21 protein-coding genes are annotated in these 23689 nt (G+C 72.6%); 15 read left to right on the top strand and 6 right to left on the bottom strand.

The genetic code is table 11. The annotated features are described in order from the left end of the window. Nucleotides 1–9 precede the first annotated feature (9 nt). A complete protein-coding gene (locus CR470_RS08890) occupies nucleotides 10–1698 on the bottom strand; it encodes an AMP-binding protein (protein WP_097867018.1) in 1689 nt (562 codons plus the stop codon). Nucleotides 1699–1848: 150 nt separating this feature from the next. Between CR470_RS08890 and CR470_RS08895 the strand changes: the two genes are divergently transcribed. The 11 genes from CR470_RS08895 (at nucleotide 1849) to CR470_RS08945 (ending at nucleotide 12028) form a co-directional block, all read left to right on the top strand. Further along, the gene (locus CR470_RS08895) at nucleotides 1849–3063 is read left to right on the top strand and encodes an acyl-CoA dehydrogenase family protein (protein ID WP_097867019.1); all 1215 of its coding nucleotides are present in this window, start codon (nucleotides 1849–1851) and stop codon (nucleotides 3061–3063) included. Then, nucleotides 3060–3461 (top strand): RidA family protein, encoded by a 402-nt coding sequence (locus tag CR470_RS08900; protein WP_097867020.1) that lies wholly within the window; start codon nucleotides 3060–3062, stop codon nucleotides 3459–3461. The genes CR470_RS08895 and CR470_RS08900 overlap by 4 nt, the downstream gene beginning before the upstream one ends. A gap of 55 nt (nucleotides 3462–3516) precedes the next feature. Beyond that, nucleotides 3517–3975, top strand: coding sequence for a (4Fe-4S)-binding protein (locus CR470_RS08905; RefSeq protein ID WP_179892188.1), 459 nt, complete (start codon nucleotides 3517–3519; stop codon nucleotides 3973–3975). 129 nt (nucleotides 3976–4104) lie between these two features. Beyond that, nucleotides 4105–7008, top strand: coding sequence for a Na+/H+ antiporter subunit A (locus tag CR470_RS08910; RefSeq protein ID WP_097867022.1), 2904 nt, complete (start codon nucleotides 4105–4107; stop codon nucleotides 7006–7008). Further along, a complete protein-coding gene (locus tag CR470_RS08915; protein WP_097867023.1) occupies nucleotides 7005–7622 on the top strand; it encodes a Na(+)/H(+) antiporter subunit C in 618 nt (205 codons plus the stop codon). The genes CR470_RS08910 and CR470_RS08915 overlap by 4 nt, the downstream gene beginning before the upstream one ends. Then, on the top strand, nucleotides 7619–9271 hold the full coding sequence (locus tag CR470_RS08920) for a Na+/H+ antiporter subunit D (protein ID WP_097867024.1): 1653 nt from the start codon (nucleotides 7619–7621) through the stop codon (nucleotides 9269–9271). Before CR470_RS08915 ends, CR470_RS08920 begins: the two co-directional genes overlap by 4 nt. Beyond that, the gene (locus tag CR470_RS08925) at nucleotides 9268–9894 is read left to right on the top strand and encodes a Na+/H+ antiporter subunit E (protein WP_097867025.1); all 627 of its coding nucleotides are present in this window, start codon (nucleotides 9268–9270) and stop codon (nucleotides 9892–9894) included. The genes CR470_RS08920 and CR470_RS08925 overlap by 4 nt, the downstream gene beginning before the upstream one ends. Next, entirely contained in the window at nucleotides 9891–10214 is a 324-nt protein-coding gene (locus CR470_RS08930; RefSeq protein WP_097867026.1) for a monovalent cation/H+ antiporter complex subunit F, read from the top strand. The genes CR470_RS08925 and CR470_RS08930 overlap by 4 nt, the downstream gene beginning before the upstream one ends. Next, the gene (mnhG, locus tag CR470_RS08935) at nucleotides 10211–10564 is read left to right on the top strand and encodes a monovalent cation/H(+) antiporter subunit G (RefSeq protein ID WP_097867027.1); all 354 of its coding nucleotides are present in this window, start codon (nucleotides 10211–10213) and stop codon (nucleotides 10562–10564) included. The genes CR470_RS08930 and mnhG overlap by 4 nt, the downstream gene beginning before the upstream one ends. An 89-nt stretch (nucleotides 10565–10653) precedes the next feature. Then, nucleotides 10654–11199 (top strand): MOSC domain-containing protein, encoded by a 546-nt coding sequence (locus CR470_RS08940; protein WP_097867028.1) that lies wholly within the window; start codon nucleotides 10654–10656, stop codon nucleotides 11197–11199. Nucleotides 11200–11287: 88 nt separating this feature from the next. Beyond that, the gene (locus CR470_RS08945; protein ID WP_097867029.1) at nucleotides 11288–12028 is read left to right on the top strand and encodes a CDP-alcohol phosphatidyltransferase family protein; all 741 of its coding nucleotides are present in this window, start codon (nucleotides 11288–11290) and stop codon (nucleotides 12026–12028) included. On the opposite strand, the gene CR470_RS08950 is transcribed toward CR470_RS08945, so the two are convergent. Beyond that, entirely contained in the window at nucleotides 11997–12446 is a 450-nt protein-coding gene (locus CR470_RS08950; protein WP_097867030.1) for an adenylyltransferase/cytidyltransferase family protein, read from the bottom strand. The two genes, CR470_RS08945 and CR470_RS08950, sit on opposite strands and share 32 nt — an antisense overlap. A 150-nt stretch (nucleotides 12447–12596) precedes the next feature. On the opposite strand from CR470_RS08950, the gene CR470_RS08955 reads away from it, so the two are divergent. From CR470_RS08955 to CR470_RS08965, 3 genes are read left to right on the top strand one after another with little or no spacing between them, the layout of a single operon-like run. Beyond that, nucleotides 12597–13859: a glycosyltransferase gene (locus tag CR470_RS08955; RefSeq protein ID WP_097867031.1), complete on the top strand. Its 1263-nt coding sequence runs from the start codon at nucleotides 12597–12599 to the stop codon at nucleotides 13857–13859. Further along, the gene (locus CR470_RS08960; protein ID WP_097867032.1) at nucleotides 13856–15553 is read left to right on the top strand and encodes a lipopolysaccharide biosynthesis protein; all 1698 of its coding nucleotides are present in this window, start codon (nucleotides 13856–13858) and stop codon (nucleotides 15551–15553) included. Before CR470_RS08955 ends, CR470_RS08960 begins: the two co-directional genes overlap by 4 nt. Then, a complete protein-coding gene (locus tag CR470_RS08965) occupies nucleotides 15550–16794 on the top strand; it encodes a hypothetical protein (RefSeq protein ID WP_097867033.1) in 1245 nt (414 codons plus the stop codon). The genes CR470_RS08960 and CR470_RS08965 overlap by 4 nt, the downstream gene beginning before the upstream one ends. On the opposite strand, the gene CR470_RS08970 is transcribed toward CR470_RS08965, so the two are convergent. After that, complete coding sequence (locus CR470_RS08970) at nucleotides 16763–18271, bottom strand: hypothetical protein (RefSeq protein ID WP_097867034.1); 1509 nt, start codon at nucleotides 18269–18271, stop codon at nucleotides 16763–16765. The two genes, CR470_RS08965 and CR470_RS08970, sit on opposite strands and share 32 nt — an antisense overlap. Before the next feature lie 105 nt (nucleotides 18272–18376). On the opposite strand from CR470_RS08970, the gene CR470_RS08975 reads away from it, so the two are divergent. Then, a complete protein-coding gene (locus tag CR470_RS08975; protein WP_097867035.1) occupies nucleotides 18377–19540 on the top strand; it encodes a glycosyltransferase in 1164 nt (387 codons plus the stop codon). Nucleotides 19541–19551: 11 nt separating this feature from the next. Here the strand turns inward: CR470_RS08975 and CR470_RS08980 are convergent, their stop codons facing one another. The 3 genes from CR470_RS08980 to CR470_RS08990 are packed head-to-tail and all read right to left on the bottom strand — an operon-like array spanning nucleotide 19552 to nucleotide 23376. After that, a complete protein-coding gene (locus tag CR470_RS08980; RefSeq protein ID WP_097867036.1) occupies nucleotides 19552–20391 on the bottom strand; it encodes a glycosyltransferase family 2 protein in 840 nt (279 codons plus the stop codon). Beyond that, entirely contained in the window at nucleotides 20388–21113 is a 726-nt protein-coding gene (locus tag CR470_RS08985; RefSeq protein ID WP_097867037.1) for a hypothetical protein, read from the bottom strand. The genes CR470_RS08980 and CR470_RS08985 overlap by 4 nt, the downstream gene beginning before the upstream one ends. Nucleotides 21114–21117: 4 nt before the next feature. Then, nucleotides 21118–23376, bottom strand: a complete 2259-nt coding sequence (locus CR470_RS08990; RefSeq protein ID WP_097867038.1) for a LamG domain-containing protein — start codon at nucleotides 23374–23376, stop codon at nucleotides 21118–21120. Between the last annotated feature and the right edge of the window lie 313 nt (nucleotides 23377–23689).

A 23689-nucleotide genomic window follows, 5' to 3' on the forward strand; every position in this document is an offset into this window, starting at 1 on the left:
GTGATCACTCTAGGGGTGCTGGTCCCGTAGCAGGAACCGCTGGAGTTTGCCGGTGGCCGTACGTGGCAGGGACTCCCGGAAGACGAAGACCCGCGGGCACTTGTGCGGCGCCAGATTGGCCTTCATATGGGCGCGCAGTGAGTCCGCGGTCTGCTCCGAGCCCTCCCGCAGCACCACGTGCGCCACCACGACCTCGCCGCGCAGTTCGTCCGCCCGGCCCACCACGGCGGCCTCCGCGACCTCCGGATGGCGCAGCAGGGCGTCCTCCACCTCGGGGCCCGCGATGTTGTAACCGGAGGAGATGATCATGTCGTCGGCGCGGGCCACGTAGCGGAAGTAGCCGTCCGGTTCGCGGACGAAGGTGTCGCCGGTCATGTTCCAGCCGTTCTGGACGTACTCCGTCTGCCGCGGGTCGGAGAGATAGCGGCAGCCGACCGGGCCGCGCACGGCCAGCAGCCCCGCCTCGCCGTCGGGCAGTTCGTCCCCGCGCTCGTCCACCACGCGGGCCTGCCAGCCCGGCACGGGCACCCCCGTCGTGCCCGGCCGGATCGCGTCGTCGGCGGCGGAGATGAAGATGTGGAGCAGTTCGGTGGCCCCGATGCCGTTGATGACGCGCAAGCCCGTCGCCTCGTACCAGGCCCGCCAGGTCGCCGCCGGGAGGTTCTCCCCGGCCGACACGCAGCGTCGCAGCGCCGAGAGGTCGTGGCCGTCCAGCTGCCCGAGCATCGTGCGGTAGGCCGTCGGCGCGGTGAACAGCACCGAGACCCGGTGCCGGACCAGGGCGGGCAGCAGCTGCCGTGGGCCCGCCTGCTCCAGCAGCAGCGTCGAGGCCCCGGCCCGCAGCGGGAAGACCAGCAGCCCGCCCAGGCCGAACGTGAAGCCCAGCGGTGGACTGCCCGCGAACACGTCGTCGGCCGAGGGGCGCAGCACGTGCCGGGAGAAGGTGTCGGCGATGGCCAGGAGGTCCCGGTGCAGATGCATGCAGCCCTTGGGGCGGCCGGTGGTCCCCGAGGTGAACGCGATGAGCGCGACTTCGTCGGCGGCCGTGTCCACCGCGCGGTACGGCCCGGTCCTGGACGCGGCCAGCCGGGTCAGGTCCCCGGGCGCGTCCTCGCCAAACAGGGTGGTCCGCAGGCCGTCCACGTCCGCCTCGGCCAGATCCCGTACCGAACGGGCGTCGCACAGCGCGTGGCTGATCCGCGCCAGTGAGCAGATGGTGGCCAGCTCCGCCGCGCGCGCCTGCGCCAGTACGGTGACGGCGACCGCGCCCGCCTTCATGACGGCGAGCCAGCAGGCGGCCAGCCAGGGAGTCGTCGGCCCGCGCAGCAGTACCCGGTTGCCCGGCACGACGCCCAGGTCCTCCGTCAGCACATGGGCGATGCGGTCCACCGTCTCCCGCAGCTCGCCGTAGCTCCAGACGCTTCCGTCGCCGGAGCGCAGCGCCGGGCGGTCGGCGCCCCGTACCTCGACGGTGCGGTCCAGCAGTTCGTGCCCGCAGTTCAGCCGGTCGGGGTAGCGCGGCGCGGGGGCCTCCAGGAGGAGCTCCGGCCACTGCTCCGGCGGTGGGAGGTGGTCGCGCGTGAAGGTGTCGGTGTGGGCGCCCGCGGCGGGCCCGGACGGCTCGGGATGCGCGCCGGGGACGCGTACGGACGCGTCGGCGGCGGCTGTGGGCGTGTTCGGCGAGGAATTCGGCTCCATGAAGGATCGCCCCCTTGTCGCCTTTGGAGCGTATCGTTTGGGTGACGGTAGTCAACGGTCCGCGATAAGACATGACGTGCGATGCGATGCGACGAGATGTCACGCGACGCGACAGGGCACGCGACACGACGCGACAAGAGAGGCGCCGCCATGACGGCATTCTCCCTCGAACCGGAACAAACCGCCTGGTGCGAAGAGCTGCGCACCCTCGCCGCACAGGAGCTGCGCCCGCTGGCGGAGAAGGGAGAGCCCGGGCGCGTCAACCGCCCGCTGCTGGCCGCTCTCGGCGAGCTGGGCCTCCTCGGCCGGATGCTGGGCTCCGGGGCGCTGGACCTGTGCCTGCTGCGCGAGTCCCTGGCCCGGGGCTGCACCGAGGCCGAGACCGCCCTCGCCCTCCAGGGGCTCGGCACCACCCCGATCGTCCAGGCGGGCACCCCCGCCCACCGCGAGCGCTGGCTCCCCGAGGTCCGGGCAGGGCGGGCCGTCGCGGCGTTCGCCCTGAGCGAGCCGGGTGCGGGCTCCGACGCGGCGGCCCTGGGCCTGGCCGCCGAGCACACCCCGGCCGGCTGGGCGCTCACCGGCGAGAAGTGCTGGATCTCCAACGCCCCCGAGGCCGATTTCGCCGTGGTCTTCGCCCGCACGACCCCCGGCGCCGGATCCCGCGGCATCACCGCGTTCCTGGTCCCGTCCGACCGCCCCGGGCTCACCGGCTCCCCGCTCGACATGCTCTCCCCGCACCCCATCGGCACCCTGGAGTTCGACGGCGTACCGGTCACCGCCGACGATGTGCTCGGCGAGCCCGACCGGGGCTTCGGCGTCGCCATGAACACCCTCAACCTCTTCCGGCCCAGTGTCGGGGCCTTCGCCGTCGGGATGGCCCGTGCCGCCCTGGACTCGACGCTGGAGCACACGGCCCGGCGCACCGCGTTCGGCGGCCCGCTGAGCCGCCTTCAGGCCGTCGCGCACCAGGTCGCCGAGATGGCCACCCGCACCGAGGCCGCCCGGCTCCTGGTGTACGCGGCGGCCGCCGCGTACGACGCGGGGGAGAGCGGAGTGCCGCGCCGGGCGGCGATCGCCAAGCTGTACGCCACCGAGACCGCGCAGTACGTCGTCGACGCCGCCGTCCAACTGCACGGCGCCCGAGCCCTGCGCCGGGGCCATCTGCTCGAACACCTCTACCGCGAGGTCCGCGCGCCGCGGATCTACGAGGGCGCGAGCGAGGTGCAGCGCACCATCATCGCCAAGGAGCTGTACGCGAACGGCGCCCAGCGGTCCGAGCCCGCCGCCCAGCAGCCCGCCGCCCAGCAGCCCGCCGCCCAGGAGCCCGTGGAGCCCGCGGGCCTCACCCAGGAGCCGCCCGCATGAGTCCGTCCCACCGGATCAACCCGGCCGAACTCTCCCCGCCCACCGGCTTCAGCCACGCGGTCGTCGCCACCGGCGGCCACCTGGTCTTCCTCGCCGGGCAGACCGCACTCGACCCGGACGGCAAGGTCGTGGGGGACACCCTGCCCGACCAGTTCGCCGTGGCGCTGGGCAATCTGCTCACCGCTCTCCACGCGGCCGGCGGCGCCCCCGCCGACCTCGCCCGGGTCACCGTCTACGCCACCGACATCGCCGACTACCGCTCCCACGCCCCCGAACTGGGCCGGATCTGGCGCAGGCTCGCGGGGCGCGACTACCCGGCGATGGCCGTCATCGGGGTGGCCCGGCTCTGGGACGAGCAGGCGATGGTCGAGATCGACGGGGTCGCGGTCCTGCCGTGAGGGCGGCGTCCGAGTAGCGGCGAGGCGACGGCGGGGCGAGGCTGAAGGAGCCAGGATGCCGAGCCGACCAGGAGAGCCAGCGGTGACCAGCCAGCCGCCCCCGCGCCCCGCCGCCCGCTCCTACGACGGCGAGGGCATCGTCGTCGGCTTCGACGCGCACCGCTGCCTGCACGCGGCCGAGTGCGTGCGCGGGCTCCCCGCCGTCTTCGACGTCGGCCGCCGCCCGTGGATCCAGCCGGACAGCGCCCCCGCCGACGAGGTCGCCGACGTCATCCACCGCTGCCCGAGCGGCGCGCTCCAGTACCACCGCACCGACGGGATGCCCGACGAGGTCCCGGATGTTCCCACCCATGTCTCCCTGGGCGCCGACGGGGTGCTGCACGTACGCGGGGATCTCGAAGTCGCCACCCCCTACGGGCCGCGCCACGAGACCCGGGTGATGCTCTGCGGCTGCGGCGCCACCGGCAACGCGCCGTACTGCGACCACAGCGGACCCTGCGCCGGACACGGCTGAGGCGCCCCTCCCGGAGACAGCGGCCGATAGGCGCGCGGCGCGCCGGTCGAGTGAATCAGCCTGAGGGATATATCTGTATCTAGTGCCTTTTATTCCGGATGCTCCGTCGCCTACACCGGACACCCGTCTGTGATCGCGCTCATCGTCGCCCACTTCGCCCTGGCTGCCTGTGCGGGCCCGCTGGTGCACCGGCTCGGCCGACGGGCCTTCGTCGTGCTGGCCCTGCCCCCGGCGGCGGCCACCGTCTGGGCCCTCACCCGCTGGAGCACCGCCGCGTCCGGAGGCGCGGACACCTGGTCCTGGCAGTGGATCCCCGACTACGGCGTCGCCCTCGACCTGCGCCTGGACGCGCTGGCCGAACTGATGGTGCTGCTCGCCGCCGGGGTCGGCGCGCTCGTCCTGCTCTACTGCGCCTCCTACTTCACCGACGACACCCCGCAGCTGGGCCGCTTCGCCGGGAACCTCCTCGCCTTCGCGGGCGCGATGCTCGCCCTCGTCCTCGCCGACGACCTGATCACGCTCTATGTGTTCTGGGAACTGACCACGGTCTTCTCCTACCTGCTGATCGGCCACGGCAGCGAACACCGGCACAGCCGCCGCTCCGCCCTCCAGGCCCTCGTCGTCACCACGTTCGGCGGCCTCGCCATGCTCGTCGGCTTCCTGATCCTCGGTCAGGCCGCCGGCACCTACCGGATCTCCGCGATCGTCGCCGACCCGCCCGAGACGACCCTCGCCGTGTCCGTCGCCGTCGTCCTCGTGCTGTGCGGGGCCCTGTCGAAGTCCGCGATCTGGCCGTTCTCCATGTGGCTGCCGAACGCCATGGCCGCGCCGACCCCCGTCAGCGCCTATCTGCACGCCGCCGCCATGGTCAAGGCCGGCGTCTACCTGGTCGCCCGGCTCGCCCCCGCCTTCGCCGACGTCCCCGTCTGGAAACCCGTCGTGCTCGTCCTCGGCGGCGCGACCATGCTGCTCGGCGGCTGGCGGGCGCTGCGCCTGAACGACCTCAAGCTCGTCCTCGCCTACGGGACCGTCAGCCAGCTCGGCTTCCTCACCCTGCTCGCCGGGACCGGCAACCGCGACGCGGCGCTCGCCGCCGCCGCGATGATCCTCGGACACGCCCTCTTCAAGGCCCCGCTCTTCCTCGTCACCGGCATCGTCGACCACGCCGCCGGCACCCGCGACCTGCGCGAACTGTCCGGGGTCGGCCGCTCCCTGCCGTACGTCGCCGGCGTCGCCGTGCTCGCCGCCGCCTCCATGGCCGCCCTTCCGCCGCTGCTCGGCTTCGCCGCGAAGGAGGCCGCGTTCGAGGCGCTGCTGCACGGCTCCGCCGCCGACCGGTGGGCGCTGGCCGTCGTCGTCGCGGGCTCCGCGCTCACCACCGCGTACACCCTGCGCTTCGTCTGGGGCGCGTTCGCCCGCAAACCCGGCGTCCCCGACACCCCCGTCCACCGCGTCGGGTGGCTCTTCCTCGCCCCGCCCGCCCTGCTCGCCGTCCTCGGCCTGGCCCTCGGCCCCGGCGTCGGCTGGACCGACCGGCTGCTGGGCGCGTACGCCGACACGTTCCCGGCCGAGGCGAAGCCGTACCACCTCGCCCTCTGGCACGGACTCGGCCCCGCCCTGCTCCTGTCGGCCCTCGCCTGGGCCGTGGGCGCCGTGCTCTTCCTCGGCCGCGCACGCGTCACCCGGCTCTCCCGCCGGATCGCCTGGCCCACCGCCGACAGCGTCTTCGGCCATCTGCTGCTCGGGCAGGAACGTCTCGCCCTCCAGGTCACCGGCTTCATCCAGCGCGGCTCCCTCTCCGTGTACCTGGCCACCACCCTGCTCGTCATGCTCGGCGGACAGCTCGCCGTCCTCATGGTCGACACCCCCTGGGACGGGGCGGTGCGACCCCGGCTCTGGGACAACCCGCTCCAGGGCGCGGTCGCCGCCCTCACCTGTGCCGCCGCCCTGCTGTGCCTGACGGTGCGACGGCGTATGAAAGCCGTCGTCCTGGCCGGCCTCACCGGATACGGCACCGCGCTGCTCTTCGTCGTCCAGGGAGCACCCGACCTGGCGCTCACCCAGTTCTGCGTCGAGACCGTCTCGATGATCGTCTTCGTGCTGGTGCTGCGCCGGATGCCCGTCCACTTCCACGAGACCGTCAGCACCTGGCGGCGGGCCACCCGTGTCCCGATGGCTCTCGCGGCGGCCGCCACCGTCGGCGTCGGGATGTGGGTCGCCGCCGCCGCGCGCACCGCCGAACCGGCGGGCGCCGCCATGGTCAGGGAGGTCGCCGACCACGGGCTCAAGGACGTCGTGGCCACCATCCTCGTCGACCTGCGTGCCTGGGACACGATGGGGGAGTCCGCCGTGCTCGCCGCCGCCGCGATCGGCGTCACCAGCCTCATCTACCTGCACCGCCGCAGCGAGGGCACCATGGTCCAGGAGGAGTTGCGGGGCCGTACCGCCTGGTCCCTCTCGGCGCACCACGCCTCCAGACTGCCGCAGGGCGACGACGCGGCCCCCGAACGCGGCTGGCTGGCCGCCGGAGCCACCCTCGCCCCCGAGCACCGCTCGATCGTCTTCGAAGTGGTGGCCCGGCTGCTGTTCCACCCGATCCTCGTGCTCTCGGTCTATCTGCTGTTCTGCGCCGAGTCCCTGCCCGGCGGCGGGTTCGTCGCCGGACTCGTCGCCGGACTCGCCCTGATCACCCGCTACCTGGCGGGCGGCCGCTTCGAACTCGCCGAGGCCGCCCCCCTGCAACCAGGACTCTTCACCGGACTCGGCCTCTTCATCTCCACCGGCGTGGGCCTCCTCGGACTCGCCGACGGCACCGTCCTGCACGCCTTCACGTACTACGGAGAGCTGCCGGTCTTCGGCGAATACCACCTGAGCACCTCGGTCCTCTTCGACTTCGGCGTCTACCTGCTGGTCCTCGGCGTCGTCCTGGACATCGTGCGGGCCCTCGGCGCCAAGATCGACCGGCAGATCGAACGGGCGGCGGGCGTCCTCACCCCCGAAGGCGGCCCCGAGGCGGGAGGGTCCCCCCGATGATCGTCAGCGCCTCGCTCCTCGCCACCGCCGTCGTGCTCTGCGCCGTCGGCGGCATCCTCATGCTCACCCGCCCGCTGACCCGCATCCTGCTCGGCGCCGTCATCCTCGGCAACGGCATCAACCTGCTGGTCCTCTCCTCCACCGGCCGGGCCGGAGCGGCGCCCCTGCTCTACGGGGTGTCCCTGAGCCGGATCACCGACCCGCTGCCCCAGGCCATCGCGCTGACCGCCATCGTCATCACCCTGGCCACCACCGCCTTCCTGCTGGCCATGGCCTACCGCAGCCACCAGATCACCGGCACCGACGAGGTCCACGACGACCTGGAGGACCGCCGCGTCGTGTTGCGCGCCGAAGTCCTCGGCGAGCGCGCCCAGTTGCGCGAGGAGTTCCGGTCGGGGGCCGAGCCCACCGCCGAGGAGCGCGAACGCTACCGGGAGGAGCGCCGCCGGCTCCGCGACCGGCTCCGCGCCGACCGCGCCCGCCAGGCCCGGGGCCGCGACGCCTCCGGCAACCTGTGGAACGACGTGCTGGGCGCGGACCCGGAGGACTACGCACGCGACGGCGACGCCAAGGCGGACGACCGCTACCCCCGCGACCGAGGAGCCGACGGATGAACGCGCTCGTCCCGCTGCCGGTGCTGCTGCCCCTGTGCGCCACCGGCCTCAGCCTCGCCTTCGGCACCCGCCTGGGGCGCTTCCAGCGCTTCATCAGCGTCGCCGTGCTGACCGCCGTACTCGCGCTCTCGGTGATCCTCATGATCGCCGCGGACCGGCAGGGCCCGCTCTCCGTCCACCTCGGCGACTTCGCCCCGCCGCTCGGCATCACCCTGGTCGCCGACCGGCTGTCCGGGCTGATGCTCACCGTCTCCTCGGCCGTCACGCTCTGCGTGCTCGTCTACTCCCTCGGCCAGGGCATGACCGACCGGGACAAGGAGACCCCGCTCGCCGTCTTCCACCCCGCCTATCTGATCCTCGTCGCCGGGGTGTCCTGCACCTTCCTCGCCGGCGACCTCGTCAACCTCTACGTCGGCTTCGAGATCATGCTGGTCGCCAGCTTCGTCCTGCTCACCCTCGGCGGCACCGGACCCCGGATGCGGGCGGGCTCCACCTACGTGATCATCTCGCTGTTCTCCTCGATGCTCTTCCTCACCGCCATCGCCATGACGTACGCGGCGACCGGCACCGCGAACTTCGCCCAGCTCGCGGGGCGCCTGGCCGACCTCCCCATCGGCGTACAGACCCTGATCCAGGCGCTGCTGCTGACCGTCTTCGCGATCAAGGCGGCCGTCTTCCCGCTCGCCGCCTGGCTCCCCGACTCCTACCCGACCGCCCCGGCCCCCGTGACCGCCGTCTTCGCCGGACTGCTCACCAAGGTCGGCGTCTACTGCATGCTGCGCACCGAGACCCTGCTCTTCCCCGGCAACCGTCTCGGCGACCTCCTGATGGCCATCGCACTGGCCTCGATGGTCATCGGCATCCTCGGCGCGGTCGCCCAGACCGACCTGAAGCGGCTGCTCTCCTTCACCCTGATCAGCCACATCGGCTACATGGTCTTCGGGATCGGCCTCGCCACCCGCGAGGCGTACGGCGGGGCCATCGTGTACGTCGCCCACCACATCACCGTCCAGACGACCCTGTTCCTCGTGGCCGGGCTCATCGAACGCCGGGGCGGCACCACGGAGTTGACCCGGCTCGGCGGTCTGGCCAGGGCCGCGCCGATGCTCGCCGTGCTGTTCTTCGTCCCCGCGATGAACCTTGCCGGGATCCCCCCGCTGTCCGGCTTCATCGGCAAGCTCGGCCTGATGCGCGCCGGCGTCGCCGACGGCGGCGGCTGGGCCTGGCTGCTGGTCGCGGGCTCGGCCGCCACCAGCCTGCTGACGCTGTACGTGGTCGCCAAGGTCTGGAACCTGGCCTTCTGGCGCGCCGCCCCACCCGGCCAGGCCGCCGCCGGAACGGTCCTGGAGTCCGGCGACGACAGCGACGACGACCCGGACGCGGGCCCCGACCGGATCCGCGGCACCGGTGACGAGGGCATCGCACCGGCCCACCGCCCGGCAGGACAGGCCGTAGCCGCGACCCTGCACGGACGGGCCGTCATCACCACCAGCCGACTGCCCCACCCGATGACCGCGGCCACCGCGGCGACCATCGCGATCGGTCTCGCCTTCACGGTGTTCGCCGGCCCGCTCACCGCCTTCACCGACCGCACGGCCGCCGAGATCCTCCGGCGGACCCCTTACGTCCAGGAGGTGCTGGGCCGGTGAAACGCATCCTGCGGCTCTCGTTCCGCAACGCCGATCTGCCGCCGCTGAGCTGCGAGTTCGGCACCCGCCGCCGCGTGCTGGACCTGCCGCTGATCGCCTGGCTCACCGTCATCTGGGTCCTGCTCTGGTCCACCCTCACCTGGGCCAACGTCCTCACCGGCCTGGTCGTCTCGGTCGCCGTCTGCCTCGCCTTCCCGCTGCCCCGGGTCGACCTCGGACTGCGGCTCCACCTCTGGGGCATCCTGCGGCTGGTCGGCTACCTCTTCTGCGACATGTACACCTCCGGGGTGAAGGTCACCCGGCAGACCTTCTTGGGCCTGCCGCACCGGGCCGCCGTGATCGGGGTGCCCCTGCGCTGCCGCAGCGACCTGATGCTCGCGGCCACCGCCGTCGCCGTCTCCAACGTCCCGGGCGGCTCCATCATCGAGGTGCGCCGGGCCACCGCCACCGTCTTCCTGCACGTCCTGGACGCCGACCGGCCCGAGGAGCTCGAAGCCGCCCGGCGCCAGGTGTGGCGGATCGAGGAACTGACCGTACGGGCCTTCGGCACCCCCGACGAGATCGCCCGGGTCGCCGAACCCCCGCCACCGCCCCAGCTCGCCGCAGGGAGGCCCGCACCATGACCGCGCCCGAACAGGTCGACCGCATCCTGCTGACCGCCGCCGTCGTCCTGATCCTCCTCGCCGGGGCCCTGCTGCTGGCCCGGATCTGGCGGGGCCCCTCCATGCTGGACCGGGCGATCTCGCTGGACGTCTGCGCCGCCCTGATCATCGCCGGGCTCGCCGCCAAATCGGCGTTCGCCCGGGATCCGTTCTACTTCCCGATCATGCTGGTCCTGGCGTTCCTCGGGTTCACCGGCTCGGTGGGCATCGCCCGCTTCATCGCCGTACGCGACCGGCCCCGCCCCCCGCGCTCCGACGACACCGAGGAGGGCCCGCGATGAGCGTCTGGCACCAGATCGCCGACACGGCCGGCGCCGCACTGCTCCTCGTCGGCGCCGCGATCTGTCTGCTCGGGGTGATCGGCATGATCCGCCTCCCGGACGTCCTCTCCCGCAGCCACGCGGCGACCAAGCCGCAGACCCTCGGCATGATCCTGGTCCTGGCCGGGGTCGCGCTACGGCTGCGCGGCGGCATGGAACTCGCCACCCTCGGCCTCATCGCCTTCTTCCAGATGCTCACCGGCCCGGTGGCCTCGCACCTGGTGGCCCGTTCCGCGTACCGCACCGGCCAGGTCGAACACGGCGATCTGCTCTTCGACGAACTCGACGAGCAGCTCACCGACGGCAGGTGACCGCCGGACCCGGACCGGGGCGTGGTACCCGCCGGGCGTAGGGTCGCAAGAGATCGCGCATCGCGCATGTCGAGCGGGGGCAGGGAGCCATGACGTACGGAACGGTCACGACGGTCAGCAGCAGCGGCGGGCACACGTTCGGCAAGGTGAGCCGGGACAGCGTGACGCTGCTCGCCGGACTCGGGGTCGAGGGGGACGCCCACGCGGGCGAGCGGGTCAAGCACCGCTCCCGGGTCGCGCAGGACCCCACCCAGCCCAATCTGCGGCAGGTCCACCTGATCCACGAGGAGCTGTTCACGGAGCTGGCCGACGCCGGTTTCACCGTGGCTCCCGGAGAGCTGGGCGAGAACCTCACCACCCGGGGCATCGACCTGCTGGGCCTCCCCACCGGCACGCTGCTGAGGATCGGCGACGACGCGGTCGTCGAGGTCACCGGCCTGCGCAACCCCTGCCTCCAGATCGAGGCCTTTCAGGAAGGGCTGCTGAAGCAGGTCGTCGGCCGGGACGCTACGGGCGCGGTCGTGCGCAAGGCCGGTGTCATGAGCGTGGTCCGCTGGGGCGGTGTGATCCGCCCCGGCGACACGATCGCCGCCGAACTCCCCGCGGGCCCGCACCGCCCGCTGGAACGCGTCTGAATCTCCTCACCGCCCTGTCCCCGTCAAAGCGCCCGCGGGCCGGTGTCCGCATGCCATGATGCGGGCAATGCCGGACGCTGGGGGGCGTATGGGAAGCACGGGCACAGTGCTGCGCGAATTGCGCGGCGCACAGAAGAGCGCCAAGGGTGTCTCGCTCTACTCGCGGTACGTGAACCGGCCCGCCGGGCGGATGCTCGCGGCCGGAGCGTACCGGGCGGACATGACACCCAACCAGGTCACCCTGACCAGTGCGCTGTTCACCTACGGCGCGCTCGCGGCGGTCGCGCTCGTCGAGCCGTCCTGGACGCTCGGCGTCCTGGTCTGGGCGGCCCTCGCGGTCGGCTTCGCCTTCGACTCCGCCGACGGGCAGCTCGCCCGGCTCACCGGCCGGGGAGGCCCCGACGGGGAGTGGCTGGACCATGTCGTGGACTGCGGCAAGCTGCTGCTCGTCCACACCGCCGTCCTGATCTCCTTCTACCGCTTCGGCGAACTGCCTTCGCAGGCATGGCTGTTGCTTCCCCTGGGGTTCCAGCTGGCGGCGGTGGTGACCTTCTGCGCGGGGCTGCTGCGCGAACAGCTCGGCAAGGCGGCGGCGAGTGCCCGGGGCCCGTCCTGGGCGGTGCCGGCTTCGGCGTCGAACGTCTCGCGGGTGCGGGCCGTGGCGCTGCTGCCCGCCGACTACGGGGTGTTCTGCCTGGTGTTCCTGCTGCTCGGCGCACCCGGGGCCTTCCGCGCCGGGTACGCCGTGCTCGCGGTGGTGCACACGCTGTTCCTGGTGGCTTTCCTCGCCAAGTGGTTCAGGGAGCTGAAAGTGCTCCGGACCGGCTGACGAGCACGTCCAGCACCCGGCGCAGCTGGGTGCTGGACGTATGCACGGTGTAGGGGAAGTAGACGACCTCCACGCCCACTTCGGCGAAGTCGCGTTCCAGCTTCTCCCCCTTCTCCGTGCCCCGCCAGTCGTCTCCCTTGAAGATCACGTCGAACCGGACCTGCTGCCAGGTCTCGACCTTGTCCGGCACGGTCTCCACGAACGCGGCGTCCACGAATCGGACACTGCGGACGATCTCCAGTCGTTCGCGGAGTGGGATCATCGGTGTGTGGCCCTTGGCGAGGGCGGCCATCTCGTCCGACACGACCCCCGCGACCAGGTAGTCGCACTGACTGCGGGCGTGCCGCAGGATGTTGAGGTGCCCGACGTGGAACAGGTCGTACACCCCGGGTGCGTAACCCACCCTGTGCTGCACCATCCGTATCTCTCCCCCCACGGTGAACGTGATCCGGTGATGTTCCAACGACCTTACTGTGAAGAACACTTGTGCAAGCCGTGAACGGATAAGCTCGACAGGGGCTGTCCCCCGGTGGGGACAGCGGTTGTCGTGGGGGAAGGCGATCGTCCGATGTTCGAAGCGTCAAGGCCCGGCCCGCCGCGAGGCCGCAGACTTCTGGTGGTTTCGACCAACTACGCGCCGGAGCTCACGGGCATAGGCCCGTACGCCACCCAACTGGCGGAGCACTGGGCCGCGTCCGGAGCCCGGGTCCGGGCGCTCACCGGCATGCCGCACTACCCCTCCTGGCGACTGGAGGAGGGGTACCGGGGCGTCTGGCGGACCGTGGAGATACGCGGCGGCGTCGGCGTGCACCGGCGCCGCCACTACGTGCCGCACCGTCAGACAGCGCTCAAACGTGCCGCGTTCGAGGCGAGCGTGCTCGCGACCGGACTGTTCGCCCCGCCGCCCGGACGCCCCGACGCCGTGATCTCCCAGATGCCCAGCCTCGCCGGCGGCGTCATCGGAGCCCGGCTCGCCCGGCGCCACGGCGTCCCCCACCTCCCCGTCGTCCAGGACCTGATGGGCGCCGCCGCCGCGCAGAGCGGTATCCGGGGCGGAGGCAGGGCCGCCACCGTCGCCGCCGCCGCCGAGCGGTACGCGCTGCGCGGGGCCGCCCTTGTCGGCGTCATCCACGAGAGCTTCGTCCCCGGCGTCACCGCGCTCGGCGTCGACCCCGGCCGCATCCGCCTCGTCCCCAACTGGACCCATGTGCGGGGGCCCTCCGCCGACCGGGGCGCGACCCGCGCCCGGCTCGGCTGGCCCGAGGACACCCCGGTCGTCCTGCACTCCGGCAACATGGGCCTCAAGCAGGGACTGGACGTCCTGGTGGACACCGCCCGCCTCGCCCCCGACATCCGGATCGTCCTGATGGGCGACGGCAACCAGCGCGACGCCCTGCGCGCCCGCGCCGACGGGCTGCCCAACGTCGAGTTCCTGGAGCCCGCGCGGGCCGAGGAGTTCACGGACGTGCTCGCCGCCGCCGACGTCCTCGCGGTCACCCAGCGCGCCTCGGTCCTCGACATGAGCGTCCCCTCCAAGCTCACCTCCTACTTCACCTCCGGACGCCCCGTGATCGCCTCCGTCGCCGACGAGGGCGGCACCGCAGACGAGGTCCGCCGCTCGGGGGCCGGGGTCCTCGTCGCTCCCGAGGACCCGGCCGCCCTGCTCGCAGCGTTGCGGAAGCTGGCCGCCGATCCGGCCGCCGCCGAGACCCTCGGGGCCGAGGGCCCGCGCTACGTCGCCCGCCACCTGAGCCGGGAGGCGGGCCTCGCCCGGTTCGACGCCCTGCTCGCCGAGGTCCTGCCGGACGCACAAGGGAGCCTTCGCCGATGACGCCACATCACCGCGCCCCGGACGACCAGGACGACCAGGACGAGCCGGCGCTCCTGCGCGACCAGTTCCGCCAACTCCTGCGCTACCGTTCCCTGCTGGCCTGCGGAGTCGTCGTCGGTCTGCTCGGCGGCGGCTATCTCGCCCTCGGCGGCGAGGACGCCTACACCGCCACCGGCGAGGTACTCGTCCGCTCCGCGATCTCCGACCCCTTCGCCGCCGGGTCCACCGCGGACAAGGGCATCAACATCGGCTCCGAGCGCCAGACCGCCGTCAGCGACACGGTGGGCACCCTGGCCGCCGGGACCCTGGTCAAGGCGGGCGACGACGTCCCCGCCCGCAAGCTGCTCACCGGCCTCCAGGTCACCAATCCGCCCAACACCCTCACCCTCCGCTTCTCCTACACGGCCGCCACCCCCGAGCAGGCCCGCGCCCGCGCCGAAGCCCTCGCCGGGGCCTATCTGGCCCACCGCAAGGCGCGCACCGAGGAGAGCATCCAGAACATGTCCGACGGCTACCGGGCCCAGCTCCGTCCGCTGGAGGAGAAGCGCGACCTGCTGGAGGACCAGGCGGGGGCGGGCGCGGAGGACGACGTCAGCAGCGCCCGCGCCAACATCATCGTCGCCATCTCCGAGCTGAGCCGGAAGATCTCCGAGCTGAAGGCCCTGGACACCACCCCCGGCTACCTCAACAAGAAGCCGGTCGCCCCCACGTCGCCCACCGGCCCCGGACTGCCCCTGCTCCTCGGGCTCGGCGGCGTCGTCGGTCTCGCGCTGGGGCTGCTGCTCTCCTGGGTGCGCCTCGTCTTCGACCCCGCCGTACGCTCCACCCGCGAGCTGGTCCACTCGCTCGGCGCACCCCTGCTCGGCACCCTGCCCCGGGAACGCGCCGCCGCGGGCAGCCTGCTCGCCATCGGGCGCGGCACCTCCCGGCTGGCCGAGGAGTACCGCGCCGTCGCCTTCCGGCTCGCCTACGACCCGTCGTTCGCCGAGAGCCGCCGCCTGCTGGTCACCGCCCCGCGCGGCGACAGCACGGCGGCCGCCGCCGCTGCCGCCAACCTGGCCGCCGCCTTCGCCGAGATGGGCCGTGACGTCCTGCTCGTCGAGGCCGACCTGCGCACCCCCTCGCTCGCCCGCGTCCTGGGCTCCGCCGCCCACGAGGTGCGCCCGCCGCGCTGGGTCGCCGAGGAGGGCGGCGGTGGCTGGCCCACCGGCCGCCGCACCCATGTGGACGTGCCCGGGTCCGGGGCCTTCGCCCTGGTGCCCGGGGCCACCGTCGACAACGTCCCGCGCGCCCTGACCTCCCCGCCCGTCGGCCGCATCGTCGCCGAGGCCGAGAGGACCGGCAACGTCGTCATCGTCCTCGCCCCGCCCGTCCTGTCCTACGCGGACGCGGTCGCCCTGGTCGACCGGGTGGAGGGCGTGATGATCGTCTGCGACCCGCGCGAGGTGCACCGCAGCGACCTGGAGCGCATCCGCGAGATCATCGGAGCCTCCGGAGGCTCCGTGCTCGGCGCGTTGCTCCACCCGGGCCGGGGCCGGCTGCGCCGCGCGCGGCGAGGGCCGAAGCCGCCCCGACGACGGGGCGGTGGCGGTGGGCTCGCCCCCACCGCCGAGCCGGACACTCCCGGGATCACCGGCGATCCCGCCGACACTCTCGGTCTGCGAACCTTCACCCTGCCGGCCTCCCGCCGGTGAGAGCCCGCACCGCCGTCCTCTGCTCGGTCGCGGACCAAGGAGTGGCGGCGCTCACCAACATCCTGGTGCTTCTCGCCGCCGCCCGGCTCTCCACCCTCACCGACTTCGCCCGCTTCTCCGCGGTGTATCTGGTCTTCACGGTGCTCCTCGGCGTCTCGGGCGCGTACACCGGGCAGCCCCTCGTCCTCAGGCGCGGCACGGGGGAGGAGACCCGGTCCGCCTGCCGGTCCGCCGTCGCCTTCACCGTCCTCGCCTCGGCCGCCCTCGGCGCGCCGCTCGCGGCCGTCTGCGTCCTCGTCCCCGGCGACACCGCCCGCGCGCTGCTGATGCTCGGCCTCGTGCTCCCCGTGGTGCTGGGGCAGGACGCCGGACGGTACGCCTTCTCCACTCTCCAGCGGCCCCAGCTGGCCCTCACGGCAGACCTGGTGCGGCTGGCCTGCGTGCTGGGGGCGCTCGCGGTACAGGACTACGGCGCGTCCCCCGCGCGCCTGATCGCCGTCTGGGGCCTCTCCGCCCTGCCCGCCCTGCTCGTGTCCGCCGCCCTCCTCCACCGGGTCACGGCGCGGGCCCCGCTGCGGCTGCGCCCGATGCTGCGGCGCGGCCATCTCGGGCAGCGCTTCACCGTCGAGTTCGGCGTGGGCAACGCGACCGGTCAGCTGTCCGTGCTCGGCCTCGGCGCGGTCGGCAACCCGCTCCTCGTCGGCGCGCTGCGCGGGGCGACCACCCTCTTCGGACCGCTCAACGTGCTCTACACCTCGGCCACTTCCTTCGGGCCCCCGCTGCTCGGCCGCATCGGCGAGGAGCGCCGCCGGGTCCGGGCCACCGCCGCCCTCGCCGCCGTCCTCGCGGCGACCGCCGGGCTCTGGGCCACCGTGCTCGTCCTGCTGCCCGAGCGCGCCGGACGCGAACTGCTCGGCGACACCTGGCCCACGGCCGCCGCCCTGCTCCCCGCCACGGGAAGCCAGTACGCGGCGATGGCCGTCGGCACCTGCGGGCTGCTCGCCCTGCGCATGCTCGACCCGCGCACCACGCTCGGCATCCAGGTCGTCTTCTCGCTCACCGCCGTGGCGTTCCTCGCGGGCGGCTACGGCATCGGGGGCGTCCCGGGAGCCGCCTGGGGGCTGGCCCTGGGGTCGCTCTGCAAGGCGGCCGCGACCTGGACCGCAGTGGCCCGGCTGCGCCGCCGGGGACCGACGCCCGTGGAGCCGGTCAGCGCCGACGCCCTGCCCTCCGCTCCCTGAACGTGGTGATCAGCACCAGGCACAGGGCCGCTATGGCGAGCTTTCCCGCAGCCTGGAGCAGCGGGCCGCGCAGCAGGATGAAGGTGTACCCGGCGATCAGCGGCGCGGCGATGGCCAGCACGCTCCCGGCGCCGGGCCCCGCCCGGGTGACGGCGAGCGCGTACCGGCGGTCGGTGCGGGCCGCCGCGTAGCCGATCAGCGCCAGACCGCCCGCCATCCCGGCCGGGCCGAAATCGACCCAGAACTCCGTCCACAGCGGGGCCGAGAGGTTGGTCATCCGCAGCCCCATCCACTGCCCGACCCGGACCCCGGTGTCCTCCGGCTTCCCCTTCCACACCGCGCGCGGCACGAAGAACAGCGCGGTGCCCGCCAGTTGACGGCCATAGGTGTGACCCCGGGTGTCGACCCACGAGATGGTGTTGGCGAACATCACCATCTGGTCGTAGTCCTTGGTCACGAGCGGGTCGAAGACCGAGGCCGACTGCACGGCCCGCTGCCCCCCTTCCTCGTACCGGAACCTGTCCGCGTACGGGAACACCACCAGTGCCCCGACCACCCCCGCCGTCAGCACCGTGCGGTAGAACGCCGCACTGCTCGGGAACGCGGTGAACACGAAGGCCATCAGCACCGTCAGGAACCAGTAACGGGCATTGGAGATCGGGTTGTTCACCACGAGGTTCAGCGCCGCCAGCGCCACCCACACCAGCACCGTCGAGGGGGTGCGCCGGGCGCGGTGGGAGGTCGCCAGGCGGCGGGTGTAGAACAGCAGCGCCAGCAGCGCCGGGACCTGGCCGAACCCCTTGACGAACGCCGAGCCCACCTGGGACCCCTCCGCCGCCACCCCGCTCGCTGCGACGGTCTCGTTGATCTCCTGCCGGCTGGAGAAGAAGACCGCGGGCCCGCCCAGCTTCAGTACGTAGAACGCGCTCGCCGCGAACGCCAGCAGCACCAGCAGCCGCAGCCGCAGCGGATGCGCCAGGGCCGGCTTCCTCCCGCCCGGGCCCCGTGCGGAGGGCGCCCGGCGCCGCAGTGGCCGCCGCGATGCCAGCAGCGCACCCAGGTCGTAGGCGGCACACCCCACCAGGATCATCGCGATCGCGGTCACCAGGTCCTGGCGCGGACCCACCATCGGCGTCGGCGTCTGCCCGATCACCACCTGGGCGAACGGCGCCACGCCCATCGCGATGTACACGAACATCCAGAAGACGCCCTGGAGCAGCCGCCGCCGGGTCGAGAGGATCATCGTCGCCAGCCGGGCCCCCGCATAGCAGGTCAGCACCAGCTGGAGCCAGTACGCCGTGTCCCGGACCCCGCTGCCGGGCTGGGCGGCGATCACCGCCGGCAGAAAGCACACCAGTCCCAGGACCAGCGGCACGGACAGGGCCCGCGACAGCATGGCCCACGCGATCGGCCGCGCGGGCGCGTCGGCGGGCTTCCCCCGGGTCGGCGTGGCCGCCGACGTGTGCACCGACGTCATGCGCCCCCCGATCAGTGAACCGCTGAACACTCTAACGAATCAGCCCACTTGAGGGGGTGTGATGACTAGGCTGTGAACGGTCGGCCGAGGTTGAGGGGAACTCTCGTGAAAATCCTGCATGTTGTCACGCTCCACACTCCGGACCACGCCTTCGGCGGTCCGACCCGGGTGGCTTTCAACCTGTCCAGGGTCCAGCGGGCCGCCGGGGACGACGCCCGCGTCATGGCCCTCGGCGACGGTTTCCCCGACGGTGAACTGCCCCGAAGTGTCGAGGGAGTTCCGGTCCATCTCTTCCAGGCGCGGCACCTGCTCCCGATGTTCGAGGTCAGCGGCATCACCTCCGCCGCGCTGCTGCGCACCGCACGCCGCATGATGCGCGGCGCCGACCTCGTACACGTCCATCTGATGCGGGACCTGGTGACCCTGCCCGCCGCGCTCCTCGCGCTCGCGTCCCGGACGCCCCTGGTCGTCCAGACCCACGGCATGATCGACCCCACCGAGAAGAAGGTCGCCCAGCTCACCGACCTGCTCGGGGTCCGCAAGGTGCTCCGTGAGGCCGATGCCGTCCTGCACCTCACCGAGATGGAGCGGATCGACGTGAACGCCGTCGCCGCCCCCGTCCCGCTCACTCGCACCGTACGGCTGGTCAACGGGGTCCGCCCGCAGGAGCGCAAGCCTGCCCGCGACCCCGGCCGCCCGCCCACCGTGCTCTTCCTCGCCCGGATCCAGGAGCGCAAGCGGCCCGAGGACTTCGTCGCCGCGATGCCGTACGTCCTCGCCCGCCACCCGGACGCCCGCTTCGTGCTGGCCGGGCCGGACACCGGCGCGCTGTCCGGCACCCTCGCCCTCGCGCGGAAGCTGGGCGTGGCCGATTCCCTCGACCATGTGGGTCCGTTGGAACACGATGACGTCCTGGCCGCCGACCGCGAGGCCGATGTGTACGTGCTGCCCGCGATCGAGGAGCCGTTCCCGGTCTCGGTGCTGGAGGCGATGTCGGTCGGCACCCCTGTCATCATCACCCGCACCTGCGGACAGGCCCCCGATGTGGCGGGGGCGGGCTCGGGCCGGGTCATCGACAGCCGCGTCGGCGAGGACGCGGCCAACGCCCGCAAGGTCGCCGACGCGATCCTGGAGCTGCTGGAGCCGGAGGCCGCCGAACAGGCGGGCAAGGCCGCCTGGGAGCTGGTGAACGGGCAGTTCACCATCGAGGCCGTCACCGCCACCCTCCGGCGGACCTACGAGGACGTGGTCCGCCGGAGGCGCGGGTGAAGCCGTACCCGTCAACGTAGGGGCTGCTCCCTGGATTTGAGGGCGATCTGCCAGCGGTAGAAGCTCATCGCCAGCGCGAAGTCGAAGCCCGCGCGGCCGTCCAGGAATCCCCGCTTGTAGAGATACATGTAGGCGAAGGACACCACCGGCTTGAACGGCGCCTTGTGGAACAACTGCCCCTGGCGCGACTTGACCTGGCGCACCTGCTCCTTGACCTCGGGGTGGTGCTCCAGCCAGGCCTCCCAGTCCGAGTAGCGGTTGTGCCGCTCGAACCAGGCGGTCACCGGGTCGAGGTCCTGGTGCTCGATGGGCTGGGTGAGTGTGCCCACGCTCGCAGCGACCGGTTGGTAGTGGCCCTCCACCTCACCGATGCCCGGCGCGTCCAGGTCCCCGACCTCCGGGTAGTGGGAGCGGGTCCGGTCGGTCAACGACCGCTTGCGGATGGTGTATCCGTGGCGCAGCCGCTTCCCGGAGAACCAGTAGCCGAGCGGTATGTCGTACGCGGCCGGCTTCGGGGCCGCCGGGTCCCGGAAGGTCTCCCGCAGTTCGGCCAGCAGCCCGGGGCTGAGCCGTTCGTCGCCGTCGAGCAGCAGGATCCAGTCCAGATCGGTGCGGACGTTCTCCAGGCACCACTGCTTCTTGCGCGGGTGGCCCCCGTCCCAGGTGTACGTGACCACCTCGGCCCCGCACTCCTCGGCGATCTTGACGGTGTCGTCGGTGCTGTGGGAGTCCACCACCACGACCGCCTCGAAGTGGCCGAGCACCGATTTCACCGCCTCCGCGATGTTCAGGCCCTCGTTCTTCGTGGGGATCGCCACGGCTATCGGCAGCTTCGGCGTTCCTGCGGTCATCCCTCGGCTCCTTCGGGCAGCCAGGCGTAGCAGCCTGTGGAGGTGAACGTGCGCGCGGACTTCGGGATCGTGATCTTCCGGGAGACGCCGGTGTCGGAGGAGCCCGAGGACAGTTCCCTGCCGTCGGCCCCGGTGATCTGCCAGGAGCAGGCCGCGGTGGGGGAGGCGGACCGGTAGGCGCCCGGCCGCAGCTTCTTCCCGGTGTGTCTGCCGTCCGGATAGGCGTACGCCGCCTCGTCCACCAGGTCCTGGTGCCGGGGGCAGAGCCCGGCGACCGCGTCCGCCGCGTCCGGGATCTCGTCCGTCGCGATGGCGCCGACGGCGGTGTCCCGGTCGGCCTTGACCAGATAGCGGAGCTTGTCGCAGGTCTCCTGGCCGGTCTGGAGCACGGCGGCCGGGTCCATGCCCTTCGGCACCCGGTCCTCCAGGTACTCCTTCTGCTTCTTCGTGAACGTCCCGGTGGCCGGGGTGATCGCGTCGGACGGCGTGTTCGGGCCCGTGGCGGGAGCGGAAGGGCCGGCTGTCGGCTCCTCGGGCTCCGGGGCGGAGGGCGTGGCGGGCGGGGTGGGCGTGGGGGCGGACGGGCCGGGGACGGTGGGCCCGGAGGCCGCGGGACGCTGGGCGCCCGCGGCCTCCGGACCGTTCCCGTCGGCGGACGAGCCGCAGGCGGCCAGCGCCGCCGTCATGACGACGACGGCGCCGGCCAGGAACGGGTTCCTCATCGGATCAGCCGTTCCTCAGGGCGTAGTGCGCGCTGACCTGCGAAGCGCTCAGCGCGGTCGGGTAGACGGCGGTCTCGTCGATCTGCCCGGCGAAGTAGTTGCTGGTCGGACGGTTCGGCCAGCCGGACAGGTTGTCACCGCCGACCCGCCAGTAGCCGGGGCGGTCGTCGTTGTTGGAGACCAGGATGTTCGACGCGCGCAGCTGCCCGTCGACGTACAGCGCCATGCCCTGCCCCAGGGGGCCCTGGGTGGCGACGACGTGGTGCCACTGGCCGTCGTTGTAGGAGGCCGGGGTGGCGACGGTCCGTGCCCCACCGCTCTGGACGCCGAACACGAGCCGTCCGTCGTTGCGCATGTAGACGTTCTTGTCCTGACGGGTGCTGTTCTGCTGCGTCTTGTTCCCGAAGCCGATGATCTTCCCGCCCCGGGTGGTGGTGGTCCTGATCCAGGTCTCCACCGTGAAGCGGGCCGGTGCGGCGTGCTGCCGGTTGCTGTACGCGTACTCATCGGTGCCGTTGAAGCCGATCGCCGTCGAGGGCCCGGCGACCGCCGCCGGGGTCTGCCGGTAGGCGGGGCCGTTGCGCAGGAAGCCGTTGTTGAGGTTGTCGCTGCTGTCGTGGGCGAACGTGGAGGCGCCCTCGTCGTAGCGCCAGTAGAGGCCCGCACCGTCGGCTCTGATCCGGGCCGGATACGCCTCCGTCGCGCTTGCCGCGGTCGCGGACTGGGCCGGGGACTTGGTGCTGGTGTTGACGCCGTCGCTCGCGGTGATCCGGTACGAGTGGGTCTCGCCCGGCTCGACGTCGGTGTCCGTCCAGGTCAGCTGCGGTCGGTCCCAGAAGACCGAGTAGCCGGTCGTCGTGTGGACCGGGGTGTTCGAGCCGTCCTTGTAGATCCGGTAGGTCAGCTCCCCGTCGTCGGTGTCGAAGCTGGTCTGCCAGTTCACGTCGATCCGCCCCGGGGTCAGCGTGGACAGGCTGACGTTGGGCACCCAGGGCGTGCCCGTGTCCGGGCCGTCCGCGAACCGGGTCAGCCCCTGCTGCGGCCTGCTGTTGACGGTGGTGAACTCGCCGCCCACCCACAGGTAGTGGCCCCCGCCGCTGCTCGCTTGGGCCATCACGCGCGGTCCGACCGGCTCGCCGATGCCGTCGTTGGTGTCCGGGAACCAGGGGAGCAGCTTCGGGTCGTCGACCGACTGGGCCAGCAGATGCTTGCGCGACTGGTCGGGGAAGGCGCCCATGCTGGAACAGTCATGGGCGTGGCTGCCGCTGTACAGCACGCCCGAGTGCACCAGCACCGCCTGGGTCGCGCCCAGGCAGGTGTCCCGCCAGCGCTGCTGGAAGTCGCCCAGGTTCAGAGCGATCCGGCCGTCGAACACCCCGCCGCCGGTGCCCTCGTTGCCGGTGTAGAAGCCGGTCGCGTCGGTGGTGATGTCCTGCACGGTGGAGTTGTTGTGAATGAACCCCGGGTAGGAATTCGTGAGTTGTCCGGTGGTCGCGTCGACCACGGCCAGGGCGTGGGTGGTCGTGCCGTTGATGCGGAAGAAGTCTCCGCCGAGCAGCACGTGCTGCCCGTCCGGGGTCACCTCGACGGCCCTGGCCACCTCGTCGGCGTTGGCCGTGAAGGGCAGCAGTGAGGCTCCGGTCGTGACGGCTGCGAAGTGGTTCCTGGTCTGCCCGCCGACCGTGGTGAAGTCGCCCGCCAGATAGACCGTGTCGTCGGTGACGGCGAGCCCCCGCACGGTTGCCGAGACCCCGATCTTGAAGGTGTTGCGGACGGTGCAGGACTCGGTGTCGATCGCTGCGATGTTGCTCACGCCGACACCGTTCACCGCCCCGAACCGGCCACCCGCGTAGAGGGTTTCGCCGTCCGGGGAGAGAGCGAGGGACCGGACCGTGGCGGTCCCCGAGGAGATGGTGAAGGACAGCGAGCAGTCGGTGGGCGCCCCGGTCGCCGCGTCGAACGCGGCGAAGTTCACCGCGGGCTGTTCGCCCGTTCCGGGAGCGGCGGTGGGGGGCCGCAGGGTGGAGAAGGTGCCGCCCGCGTAGACGACGCCGTCGCCGGCGGCCATCGACCAGACGATGCCGTTGGTCTGCCAGGTGGTGAGGTCGTCCGCGGTGATGGCGACCGGTGGTGTCAGTGCCGCCGCCGGAGAGGTCCCGGCCGCGGTCGCGGTCAGGGCTCCGGCCAGCAGGCCGAGAGCGGCGGAAGCGGCCCGCACACGGCCGCGTCCTCCGGTTCTCTGCCCCGTACTTCCGTTCATCATTCAGCTCCGAAGGTGAGATTCGAGCTGCGGCCGGGAGGCCGCGGATCCTGCCTCGCCCGACCGGGCGCGCGGACTGACTGTCCGTCCGGCTGCCGGCCGGGGCGAGTGAGTAGGCGGAGCCGAGGGCCCCGCCCGGTGTCGGCGCGGAGAGCTCCACCGGATGATCGGCGGAGACGGCGGTCGCGCCGGTGACCGTCCCGAGCGCGGGCGCGACCGGCGCCGGCCGGGAGTTGTGGGTGACCGACCTGTCCGTCCGGCTCCGGTGGCCGGCGCCCGGTGGTGGCCGTCGGTCGAGTCGGCCCCGGGCCGGACG

Source organism: Streptomyces sp. rh34 (genome assembly GCF_002551245.1).
Taxonomy (GTDB): Bacteria; Actinomycetota; Actinomycetes; order Streptomycetales; family Streptomycetaceae; genus Streptomyces.

Excerpts from the sequence above, each read along its gene's own strand:
- CR470_RS08895 (WP_097867019.1), top strand. The coding sequence starts at position 1,849 with ATGACGGCATTCTCCCTCGAACCGGAACAAACCGCCTGGTGCGAAGAG.
- CR470_RS08945 (WP_097867029.1), top strand. The coding sequence starts at position 11,288 with ATGGGAAGCACGGGCACAGTGCTGCGCGAATTGCGCGGCGCACAGAAG.
- mnhG (WP_097867027.1), top strand. The coding sequence starts at position 10,211 with ATGAGCGTCTGGCACCAGATCGCCGACACGGCCGGCGCCGCACTGCTC.
- CR470_RS08950 (WP_097867030.1), bottom strand. The coding sequence starts at position 12,446 with ATGGTGCAGCACAGGGTGGGTTACGCACCCGGGGTGTACGACCTGTTC.
- CR470_RS08905 (WP_179892188.1), top strand. The coding sequence starts at position 3,517 with ATGCCGAGCCGACCAGGAGAGCCAGCGGTGACCAGCCAGCCGCCCCCG.
- CR470_RS08900 (WP_097867020.1), top strand. The coding sequence starts at position 3,060 with ATGAGTCCGTCCCACCGGATCAACCCGGCCGAACTCTCCCCGCCCACC.
- CR470_RS08890 (WP_097867018.1), bottom strand. The coding sequence starts at position 1,698 with ATGGAGCCGAATTCCTCGCCGAACACGCCCACAGCCGCCGCCGACGCG.
- CR470_RS08990 (WP_097867038.1), bottom strand. The coding sequence starts at position 23,376 with ATGATGAACGGAAGTACGGGGCAGAGAACCGGAGGACGCGGCCGTGTG.
- CR470_RS08960 (WP_097867032.1), top strand. The coding sequence starts at position 13,856 with ATGACGCCACATCACCGCGCCCCGGACGACCAGGACGACCAGGACGAG.
- CR470_RS08970 (WP_097867034.1), bottom strand. The coding sequence starts at position 18,271 with ATGACGTCGGTGCACACGTCGGCGGCCACGCCGACCCGGGGGAAGCCC.
- CR470_RS08985 (WP_097867037.1), bottom strand. The coding sequence starts at position 21,113 with ATGAGGAACCCGTTCCTGGCCGGCGCCGTCGTCGTCATGACGGCGGCG.
- CR470_RS08920 (WP_097867024.1), top strand. The coding sequence starts at position 7,619 with ATGAACGCGCTCGTCCCGCTGCCGGTGCTGCTGCCCCTGTGCGCCACC.
- CR470_RS08930 (WP_097867026.1), top strand. The coding sequence starts at position 9,891 with ATGACCGCGCCCGAACAGGTCGACCGCATCCTGCTGACCGCCGCCGTC.
- CR470_RS08955 (WP_097867031.1), top strand. The coding sequence starts at position 12,597 with ATGTTCGAAGCGTCAAGGCCCGGCCCGCCGCGAGGCCGCAGACTTCTG.
- CR470_RS08980 (WP_097867036.1), bottom strand. The coding sequence starts at position 20,391 with ATGACCGCAGGAACGCCGAAGCTGCCGATAGCCGTGGCGATCCCCACG.
- CR470_RS08915 (WP_097867023.1), top strand. The coding sequence starts at position 7,005 with ATGATCGTCAGCGCCTCGCTCCTCGCCACCGCCGTCGTGCTCTGCGCC.
- CR470_RS08940 (WP_097867028.1), top strand. The coding sequence starts at position 10,654 with ATGACGTACGGAACGGTCACGACGGTCAGCAGCAGCGGCGGGCACACG.